The sequence below is a fragment of the Candidatus Melainabacteria bacterium RIFOXYA2_FULL_32_9 genome (genome assembly GCA_001784615.1).
GTDB lineage: Bacteria > Cyanobacteriota > Vampirovibrionia > Gastranaerophilales > UBA9579 > UBA9579.
This window is the reverse complement of the sequence record MFRQ01000015.1, coordinates 1-10711: the sequence shown is the minus strand read 5'-3', so window position 1 is coordinate 10711 and position 10711 is coordinate 1. Positions and strand designations below refer to the sequence as shown.

Sequence of the window (10711 nt, the reverse complement as noted above, 5' to 3'; positions counted from 1 at the left end):
CCAGATCAAGATGAAGAAAGTTGGTATAAAGCCTTTATTGACTCCAAGAGAAGGATAAATGCAATTGGCAGGGTAGAACACCAAAATCTTGAAAAATATCTCGCTATATCTGATCTGGCAATTGATAGCTTCCCTATTTCCTCATTTACTGCTTTACTTGATATAGCAAAATATAATATACCTTCTTTAGCTCTTAAAACTCCTTTAAATGATTTGGATAGTTTTAATGAAGCCGGTATTTTTAGTGAAACTCAAGAACAATTGATAAATATAGCTGTTGATATATTAAGTAAAAACTCTGGCAAGAACAGGTTATTTGAAGTAATGCAAGAAAATCACTTTGAAGAAGGTTTTCAAAAGCACTTGATAAATTTATATAAAAAATTTCCACAAGAACATAAATTATATTATTTTAATGAAGACAAAAATCGTGAATTAACTGATCTAGAGATATTCGTTTGTAAAAATAATATGGCTGTCAATTTTCAAAAAACGAATATTCGGAAGATATTTCTAATAAAAATTCCATTTTTATTAGAAATATACAAAACAACAAGCAAAATTAACCAGAGAATGAATATCAAGTTTTTTGGTATTAATATTTCATTTAAAATAATGCCGTTGGCGCAATGAATTTTTATAGTTATTTTTATTTAAGGACAAATATTTCAGGTTAATACTCGTGAAACTCTTCGTGATTTCCTAAAAAAAAGAACTTCCCGTATTGGACAATAATAGAACTTTTTATCTCGATAAAACAAAAATGAGGATGTTGTATTTTTTATATCCTCAAGTTACTTTGCCTAACTCCTGTTAAGAAAATAGCTTTATAACACTTGTAAAGTTTGATTAATTTAGTTGGTAAATTTAGTTAATTAATTTTTTGTTTAGCATTTAATTAGAAAGAAGAATCATGAAGTTTATGAAAAGTTAGCTGTACAAAAGAAGAATAACAGATCGATGAGGCGAAAGTATTATTATAATTGCAGTAAAAGCATAATTGAAGAATTGAAACCTAGTGCTATTTCTCCAGAAATTATTGTTTTCCTAGAAAAGTGTTATCAAAAAAGCGAGACTTATAAGAAAAATCCTTTTAAAATTTCTATCAACTTAGATTGCTCTAAAGAAAAACCTATTCAATGTTGGATTAAAAGATTTATTGAATTAAGCGGCACACTTTTAGGATTGATTATTATTTCTCCAATATTATTTGCTATTGCTATTGCTATAAAGCTTGATTCAAAAGGTCCTATCCTTTTTAAACAAAAAAGGGTTGGACAATATGGAAAAGAATTTTATATTTATAAATTTAGAAGTATGAATGTAGACGCTGAAGAAAAACTTCAGGAGCTTAAAAAGTATAATCAAACGAATGAATTAATGTTTAAAATGTTTGATGATCCAAGAATAACAAAAATCGGTAAATTTCTAAGAAAATATAGTCTTGATGAATTACCACAATTATTTAACGTAATTAAAGGGGAGATGAGTCTTGTAGGGTTTAGACCTCCTTTACCTTCTGAGGTTAACAAATATAAGAATTGGCATTATGTGAGATTTGCTATGAAGCCAGGTTTAACTGGGCCATGGCAGGTTAGTGGCAGGTCTAAAATAAAAAAATTCGATGAAGTTATAAACCTGGAATATCAGTATTCTAAGGACTGGTCATTAGTTAAAGATATTAAAATCTTATTTAAAACTGTTCCAGTAGTTTTATTCGGAAAAGATGGGTTCGACACGAATTCGTTAAAAGTACTATATTTTCCTTTAACTGTTTTTTAAAATCTTCTTGTGTTAAATAATAATCCATAAAAATAATCTCTTAAAAATATAATTTATTATATTATCAGGAAATTAACTTGAATATAAGAATCCAACATATTATGAGACATAAACAACTTAAAAGCCCTAGCCTGAAACGACTTGGGCTTTTAAGAACTCCCCATATTGGACAATATTAGAACTTTTAACTTATCTAAAGAAATTGAAGACTTGAATAAATTTAAAAATGTATTACAATGATATACATGTATTACAGTGGAGTACAATTATGTCAAAGGAATTAATTTCTTTACGATTGCCTAATACAACAAAAGATAAGTTAGAAAAACTCGCTCAGTCTACAGGCCGGACAAAAACATTTCTGGCGCTAGAAGCAATAGAAGAATATCTTGATACTCAGTCATGGCAAATTGAAGCTATTCAAGAAGGTATTGAACAGGCGGATCAAGAAAAATTCTCAAGCCACGAAAATATAAAAGAGAAATGGGAGCAAAAACGTGCAAATTCGGTGGACAAAGCTAGCTGAACAGGATTTAGAAAGTGTTGAAGAATATATAGCCACCGATAATCCCAAAGCTGCTATTAACATTATTCTTTATATAATTAATCAAATAGAAGAACTTTTACCTCGCAATCCTGCAATAGGCAGAGCAGGAAGAGTGACTGGAACTCGTGAGCTAATTATTCCCGATTATCCTTACATTGTTCCATACAGGGTAAAAGATAATAACATTGAGATTCTTAGGGTTCTTCATACATCAAGAAAATGGCCAAAACGCTTCTAATTTAGAAGCGTTTTTAAAATATATAGAAAAATCCGGTTGAGTTGATAAGTTTATAACTTTTATTCTGCAAAATATTTATATTGAAAAAATAAAAAATCTTTTAAAGATCGCTTAATTTCATTTGATTATATTTGAAAATATGATCGATAAATATTCTTACCAGACAATAAGTCAATGATTTTTTCCTCATCTAAACCGATCTCTGAAAGCAAACATAATTGAAATAAGAATTTCATTTGGTTTGTCAGATTAAATAAATCAACTCCTTTTTTGACTTTTCTTGGATCATTTCTATCATAATGAGTATAATAATTTCTATTAAAGCTAACAGTTTTAGCAAAATCATCAAGATCAGTAATTACCTTTTCAATTTTTTCTTTATGTCTAATTAATAGACATTTTAATCTGTCAATCAGGGGAATATTCTTAGTCTTATTTACTTTCTCGCAATGCTTATATTTACATCCAGTCTTTTCATTACAGTTTTTTCCATATATCCTACCATGAAAAGATTCTAGAGCTTGAGCTAAATTCAAAAAATTATTGATATAATCTGATTCTTCAATATAAACAACGTTAAAATACAGATTTAAAATCGGCTCTAACAGTTCATATTTTGCAAACCAGTTATCAAGTAATGTTTTTAAATCTTCAGAAATATCATCATATGTAAATAACATTTCCTTAGGAGTTCTCTCGTTAAAATTTGCTGGAATCTTATTAGCCCTATAGAATATTTCAACTATATTTCTTACTACTTTTTCATTACTATGATTTTCTTTGATTTTTCCCCTTACTGATAACGCATATATAGGCATAAGCATTGCAAGAGTAAAAAATCTTTCTAATTTATGTATTGTAGATATAAAAAAATCTAAATTTTTAGGCTCTTTTACTCCTATTTCTAATTTAATTTTTTCTACAAAATTAAAAACTCTTTTATCCCTAGAAAAGTCTTCCAAATTAAAAGAGCATAAAACATTGAATTTTAAGCCATTTTCAAGATCAATCTTAATATCATCTGGCAAAGAGTAATTAAAATTTATACCTGTAAACTTATTGTTATTATCAAAAAAAAGCTTGCGTTTATGTCCTAAAAATGGTGCCCAGCTATTTAGATTAGTAAATTCTATAATAATACTTTCGAACGTAATATCATCTTTCTTGACAAAATGTTTACCAATAAGTATAGCCTCTGCATTAAAAGGTAAACGTGTTAATACTGGGCTTAATAAGCTATCATTATAGACTGAGACTCCGGAATTAATATTATAACAGTCATATAAGGTTACAAGACCTTTTTCATTAGTTTGCCCTAGTATTATATCTATTTTAGAAACATTAGGTTTTAAAGTATCTATTGAAAAAAAATTATTGATGTCCTCAATTTTACCAAGAGAATACGCATTTAAGCTAATTTTTTCACCATTTAGATAATTCAAATCTCCTGATAGAGTTTTATCATTTTCAGGTAAAAACCATATTCCTGAAAGAGAAAAATCATCTGACATGTTTAAATCTTTTTTCACTTTTATTGTTCCTCAAGACTCAAGTAGATTGTATGTTAAAACCCATCTGTTCATAAATATATCAAAAAAGAGACTGTTTTCAAACAGTCTCTTTTTAAATGGCTCCCCGGGTGGGACTCGAACCTACAACCCTTCGGTTAACAGCCGAATGCTCTGCCATTGAGCTACCGGGGATCATTATTATTGCTTTATTCAACTTGCAATTCGTATTATAGCAACTAGAAAAAATTATGTAAAGTAGAAAAATAAAATTTATTATTTGTTTATGTACTTAAATGACGCAAAGTAAACACCAATGTATCCTTAACTCTAAAAGATATGCCCACGACAGGACTCGAACCTGTGACATCAGTCTTAGGAGGACTGCGTTCTATCCATACTGAACTACGTGGGCATATAATAAATTTATCAATAAAATAATAGTCAAATAATCACATATTGTCAAAATTTTTCAGGAATTCAGTCTAACTTTCTCTAAGCAAGCAAAATCAGAAAAGAAATAAAAATTTGAAGTGGTATTATTATTCTGATATCATTTTTCAGTATTGAGATTGGGAACAAAATAATAAAGGTAATAAAATGACTCAACTTATATCTGCAAGAAACAATGAGCTAACTCCAGAAATGGAAGCTATAGCCTTAAAAGAGGATATTAAAACAGAAGACTTAATTAAAAAAATTGCTGAAGGAAAGATAGTAATTTTAAAAAATATTAATCATACCAATGTAATTCCAATAGGAGTTGGGGAAGGATTATCGATTAAGGTAAATGCCAATATAGGTACTTCAAATCAAAGAAGCACTACCGAAGAAGAAATATATAAGTTAAGAATGACTGAAAAAACTGGTGCTGATACAGTAATGGATTTATCCACCGGAAAATATATTGATGAAACAAGAAGAGAAATAATTGCCCAATCAAGAATTCCTGTCGGGACTGTTCCTATATATCAGGCAGGTGTTGAAGCAATTAACTATGAAGAATCCATTCTCGAACTCACAAAAGACAAGATCTTTGAAGCAGTTGAAAAACATTGTAGAGATGGGGTCGATTTCATTACCGTTCACTGCGGAGTTACAAAAAATGTAATAAAGACCTTGCAAGAGCAAGGGCGAGTGACCGGTATTGTAAGTCGTGGTGGCTCAATGTTAGCTAGCTGGATAACAAAACATCAAAAAGAAAACCCATTATATGAATATTATGATGAATTACTAGAAATAGCTAAAACTTATGACGTAACCATTTCATTAGGTGACGGATTAAGACCTGGATGTGGGGCGGATGCTGGAGATAGAGCACAGGTTTCTGAAACAGTAGTTCTTGGTGAACTCGTTAATAGAGCAAGAAAAGCAGGTGTTCAGTCAATGGTAGAAGGCCCTGGACACGTCCCATTAAACTTGATTCCTGGAATGATTGAAACTATCAAAACATTAACTCAAGGTGCACCATTGTATGTTTTAGGCCCATTAGTAACAGATATAGCCCCAGGCTATGATCATATCACAGCAGCAATAGGAGGAACTCTTGCAGCAGTTCATGGAGCAGACTTCCTCTGCTACGTTACTCCAAGTGAACATTTAGGTCTTCCAGATATCGAACAAGTTAAGCAAGGTATTGTCGCAACAAAAATTGCAGCTCACGCTGCTGATGTAGCAAAAGGAAGAAAAAATTCTATTAAGCAAGACCTTGAAATGTCTATAGCCAGAAAAAATTTAGACTGGACCAAACAAGCACAATATGCAATAGATAAAGACGTATTTGAGAACATAAATGATGGTTCCCCATGCACAATGTGTGGAGAATATTGTAGTATGAAATTAGTTAAACAATATTTGTAATTTATCGCAAATTTTAATCAAAGCATTAATAAGGAGTATCATAAGTTTGTACGTCAGCACTTCAGTAAATAGATAGTGATGTATAATAAATCACTAAAGAATATTACAAATATGTTTATTTCTTGTAGTTAATTTGTTATGTTCATGATAATTATTAAATAATCAAGTAAGTTTATAATTAAGAAAAGGAATTAATATGGTAGTACAGTTTGAATTAGGTTCTAAACATCTGGAAAATAAAAAACAAGCAAACGCTGCTATTACTGAAATTCAGGCAGATAATACAAAAAATATCGTAAAAGAACTGATTAATAAATCTTTTGGTTATCAACCATCAGAAAAAGCAGCTTATGATGATTATCTAGGCTTAACAATTTCAATTGAAGAAATTGCTAAAGTTGCACCAGAAGCAGCTTCAGTATTGGTAGATCAAATATTAGCGCAAGAATTAACAACAAAATATGGTAATGGTGAATTAAACTCATCAGAAATTTATGCTACTTTATGTGCTGAACCAGGTGTAGCTAATCTTAAAGACTTAACAACTAAAGCTACAAATAATGGTGGAAACTGGCATATTGAAGGTAAAAAATTAGTTAGAAAAGAACATTTAACAGCTGATAAATACTTAATATTTGCGCAAGATGAAAATAATCAAATCAGAGTATTCAATGTTTCAGAAAAAAATATCAATATTATCAACGTTACAAAAAATATTGCGGGTTCAAATATAGAACTCAATAAAGTTGAGATCAATATAGATGTTCCAGAAAGTGCCTGTGTTGCAGTAGTAAATGACAATTTTGAATCTTATTTAAGCATTGCAAGGACTTTAATAGCAGCAGTTGCAATTGGTATAGGACACAGTTCTATTGTTGCAGGAATCAGCACAGCTAAAGAAGTAAGAGACACAAATAATATGGCTCTTTCAGGAACACAAAGTGTACAATTTACTTTAGCAGATATGTACGCAGAGCTTGAAGCTGCTAGAATGCTTACATACTTCAGCGCAGATTTAATTGATAATAATAAAGCAAACATTAAATATGCAACAATGGCTAAAGTTCAAGCGACAGATACTGCCAGCCAAAATTCAATACAAGCATTACAAATGCTTGGCAACTTAGGTTACTTAGCAAACAATGACTTTGCTGATGTAATTAGACTTGCAGTTGACGGACAAATAAAAGGTGGAACCAACAGAGTTCAAAGAAACCAAATTTATCAACATATGTTAGCTAAAAAATAAAAAATGAGTGAAATAAATAAAATACTAACTAAAGCAACTGAGAGTGCTTATAGATTAACTGTAAACGACGCAGCATTATTATTTGATACTACTGATAAAGAAGAGATAGAATCCATAAAAAATGCTGCAGATATAATTAGAAACAATATAGCTGGCGATAACGTCAGCTATATTGTCAATTTAAATGTAAATTTCACAAATATTTGTGAAGCAGTTTGCCTGTTTTGCGGCTTTAGACGTTCTGAAAATGAGACTGAAAGTTATACTTTAGATTTAACTGAATTTGAAGAACAGCTTTATAATGCCGTAAAAAATGGCATCTTAGAAGTCTGTTTTCAGGGAGGACTATATTCGAAGCTCAAAATACCAGGTTTAAAATCAAAAAACATTTTAGATATGTATGCTGAACTATTAACCTGGGTTAAAGACAGGCATCCAGAAATACATATTCACGCATATTCACCTGAGGAAATAGAGTTTCTATCAATATTAAGTGGAAAGTCTTTGAGTTATATCCTGGAGTATTTCAAAGATTCAGGTCTGGATTCAATGCCAGGTACAGCAGCAGAAATACTTGTTGATGAAATCCGCACAAAAATATGCCCCAAAAAATTAAATACAAAAAAATGGGTAGAGATTATTGAATTAGCCCATAAACTTAATATTCCAACTACATCAACAATAATGTATGGGCATATTGAGTCAAATTACCATAGAGCTAAACATTTAGAAGTTTTAAGAAATATTCAGGATAAAACAGGCGGATTTACAGAATTTATTCCGTTACCTTTTATTGCTAATAAAACATTGTTAAAAGATAAAATTAGTCCCCTAACTGCTAATGATAGGCTGAAAATGCTTGCTATATCAAGATTATTCTTTAAAGAATCTATACAAAATATCCAGGCTAGCTGGGTAAAGCAAGGAATGGAAGAAGCTGCTGAATCACTTGACTGGGGTGTAAATGATGTTGGAGGCACACTAGGTGATGAAAGAATTACCCTGGCGGCTGGTGGTACTTTTGGAAGAGGAGTATCAAAAGAGGAATTAATTGACTTAATAAAGTCGAAGAATAGATTACCTGTCCTAAGAGATACTTTATACAACTATCTTAAAGAGCAGGTAGCTGTATAATTCATTTCTTCTTATAAAAAGACCATTCATATAAATAATACCGCTATTTGCCAGATTTTAAGTTGCTTGTATAATATATATAAATGTACACTTTGATAGGGGCTATCGTGTCTGATAAGAATCCACAAGAATGTTTAAATAAAGCCGAAGATTTTAAACATAAAAAAGAATATAAAACAGCTATTGATTATTACTCTGAAATCCTGGCTTTAATGCCTGAAGACTTTGACATAATGGAAAAAATAGCTGATTGTTATTTTTGCATAAATAACTTTGAAAAAAGCCTGGAATTCTATAAAAAATCCTTACAATCTGACATCAATAATATCAATTCACTTGTTGGAATATCAAAAGTATACGAAGTCACAAATCAGTGGACTAAAGCAATAGAATATCTTGAGCAGGCTACAAACCAAGCACAAAACACCCCTGAAATTTTAGTACAGCTCTGCCAAATGTATATTGAAAATCAACAGTATGATAAATCAGTAAATTTAATAAATGATTTAATTAATAATTATCCGGATCTTGAAGATAGTTACTATTTATTGGCATTAAATTATGAAAAAACAGGTAAAATTGAACTAGCTACTGAAAATTACAAAAAAGCAATTGAAATTAACCCGAGAAATCCTAAATCTTATCTGGCATTAGGAACAATATATTATAATAGCAGCAAGTATGAAGAAGCACATAAAGAGCTACAAAATGTATTGAGTATAGATTTTAACAATATAAAAGCGCATTTTTACCTAGGATTAATATATAGCGCTCAGGAGAAATTCGAAAAAGCAATTGCTGAGTTTAAATATGTAATTACATTTGAACCAAAAAATATAGAAGCCTACAATAACCTGGGGCTAGCTTACGGATTTTTAGGTTGGTTAGAAGAAGCCATACAGGAATTCAAAACTGCGATTAGTCTAAACCCCAATAACTCTGATGTAAGGTATGCTCTTGGGTATGTTTATTTCTTAAAGAAAAATTATCAAATGGCAGAAATAGACCTACAAGCCGCTATTGAGCTAAAACCGGATCATGAACAAGCACATGCAATCTTAGGCTCAGTATATTCGCATCTTGGTAAATTTAAAGAAGCAATAGATGAATATAATACAGCTTTGAGTTTAAATCCTAATAATGCTACAACACATTATAATCTTGCATTCTCAATGGATTCAATTGGGTTAATAGAAAAAGCCATTGATAGTTATAAAAAGGTTATCGTGTTAGATCCTGAGTATTTAGCAGCTTATATTGATTTAGGGAATTTATTATTAGCTAAAAACCTGCAAGAAGAAGCAAAACAATATTTTGAAGCTGCAATAAACAAAAATGGAGAGTTCAGTGACGCATACTATGGACTTGGCATATGCTACATAAAGAGTGAGGATCATCAAAAAGCCTTATATTACTTAGAAAAAGCCTTGAACATAAACCCTAATCTAGCAGACGCTTATTACCAAAAAGGGTTAATACATAAAAATGATGGAAATATGGAACTTGCTATAGAAAATATAGAGCAAACAATAAAACTAAATCCTGAAAATGCAGCAGCACATAATGACACTGGTTTAGCATACCAGGTTCAGGGCAACCTAGAAAAAGCTATTAACTCATTTAAAAAAGCATGCTTCCTCGATCCCGATAATCCATTTTACAGGCATAATTTAGGAATTGCTTTATTTGAAGGAAAAAGATACAAAGAATCAATTGTTGAATTAAGAAGAGCTATAAGATTAAGTCCTTATAATGCTGATATTTACTTTAATCTTGGTAATATTTACGAAAAGGTGGGCGATTATGCTGATGCATCGGAATCGTTTGAAAATTTCCTTAAATATAACGTTGATTATGAGAAAAAAGATGAACTTAGCAGTAAAATTGAAGCACTAAAAGATCAGGCGAGAAATAAAAGAATAAATACTAACCTGCCAAAAATTGATGTTAATACTAATAAATCTATTTTTGAAGCTATAAAGAGTATATTTAATTCTTAAAAACTACTTTTCGGCATAAACTTAATAAAAAATTTGGTGATGGTCATCGCCCTATCTTGATAATCATGGGATTACCTGAATGATTGAAATTCTAAGATGTGCGTTAGCACTTATGTCACCGCTAAAAGCTTTGTTATTAGTTAACAAAACTTTTAGCTATCAGAACTTATTGTGCCACTACCAAAAATTATAAGAAATGCTGTCAATACATATTTAATCCGGTTTTTTAGATATTTGTATTGATGTAATTAAGGAGGTAACAAAAAATACTTACACATAAAGTGACATGTACAATGCGAGGAGGACTGAAAGCCCGACGTGGCAATCCAAATTATAGCATTATTTAATGGATTGCTTCGCTTCGCTCGCAATGACAGATTTGCGTTTTAAAAT

At 30.6% G+C, this 10711-nt stretch carries 8 protein-coding genes, 2 tRNA genes and 1 pseudogene (1 of these 11 cut by a window edge); 8 read left to right on the top strand and 3 right to left on the bottom strand.

The features are described 5' to 3' along the window. The 4 genes and pseudogenes from A2255_02785 to A2255_02770 form a co-directional block, all read left to right on the top strand. A pseudogene (locus A2255_02785) lies at window positions 1-633 on the top strand (hypothetical protein); it begins 918 nt to the left of the window's first position. Window positions 634-960: 327 nt separating this feature from the next. After that, window positions 961-1782 carry a hypothetical protein gene (locus A2255_02780; protein ID OGI23230.1) on the top strand — a complete coding sequence of 274 codons (822 nt, stop codon included), beginning with the start codon at window positions 961-963 and terminating at the stop codon, window positions 1780-1782. A gap of 268 nt (window positions 1783-2050) precedes the next feature. Beyond that, window positions 2051-2308 (top strand): hypothetical protein, encoded by a 258-nt coding sequence (locus A2255_02775; GenBank protein OGI23229.1) that lies wholly within the window; start codon window positions 2051-2053, stop codon window positions 2306-2308. Further along, window positions 2280-2567 carry a hypothetical protein gene (locus A2255_02770; protein ID OGI23228.1) on the top strand — a complete coding sequence of 96 codons (288 nt, stop codon included), beginning with the start codon at window positions 2280-2282 and terminating at the stop codon, window positions 2565-2567. The genes A2255_02775 and A2255_02770 overlap by 29 nt, the downstream gene beginning before the upstream one ends. 125 nt (window positions 2568-2692) lie before the next feature. On the opposite strand, the gene A2255_02765 is transcribed toward A2255_02770, so the two are convergent. From A2255_02765 to A2255_02755, 3 genes are all read right to left on the bottom strand, one after another. Beyond that, entirely contained in the window at window positions 2693-4096 is a 1404-nt protein-coding gene (locus A2255_02765; protein OGI23227.1) for a hypothetical protein, read from the bottom strand. Window positions 4097-4195: 99 nt separating this feature from the next. Then, window positions 4196-4270, bottom strand: a tRNA-Asn gene (locus A2255_02760). A 145-nt stretch (window positions 4271-4415) separates the two neighbouring features. After that, window positions 4416-4490, bottom strand: a tRNA-Arg gene (locus A2255_02755). Between the two features lie 185 nt (window positions 4491-4675). Here A2255_02755 and A2255_02750 point away from each other — a divergent pair. The 4 genes from A2255_02750 (at window position 4676) to A2255_02735 (ending at window position 10318) form a co-directional block, all read left to right on the top strand. After that, the gene (locus A2255_02750) at window positions 4676-5935 is read left to right on the top strand and encodes a phosphomethylpyrimidine synthase (GenBank protein OGI23226.1); all 1260 of its coding nucleotides are present in this window, start codon (window positions 4676-4678) and stop codon (window positions 5933-5935) included. Window positions 5936-6131: 196 nt separating this feature from the next. Further along, window positions 6132-7184 carry a hypothetical protein gene (locus A2255_02745; protein ID OGI23225.1) on the top strand — a complete coding sequence of 351 codons (1053 nt, stop codon included), beginning with the start codon at window positions 6132-6134 and terminating at the stop codon, window positions 7182-7184. A 3-nt stretch (window positions 7185-7187) separates the two neighbouring features. Further along, window positions 7188-8318, top strand: a complete 1131-nt coding sequence (locus A2255_02740) for a 7,8-didemethyl-8-hydroxy-5-deazariboflavin synthase subunit CofH (GenBank protein ID OGI23224.1) — start codon at window positions 7188-7190, stop codon at window positions 8316-8318. 107 nt (window positions 8319-8425) lie between these two features. After that, the gene (locus A2255_02735; protein ID OGI23223.1) at window positions 8426-10318 is read left to right on the top strand and encodes a hypothetical protein; all 1893 of its coding nucleotides are present in this window, start codon (window positions 8426-8428) and stop codon (window positions 10316-10318) included. Window positions 10319-10711 lie beyond the last annotated feature (393 nt).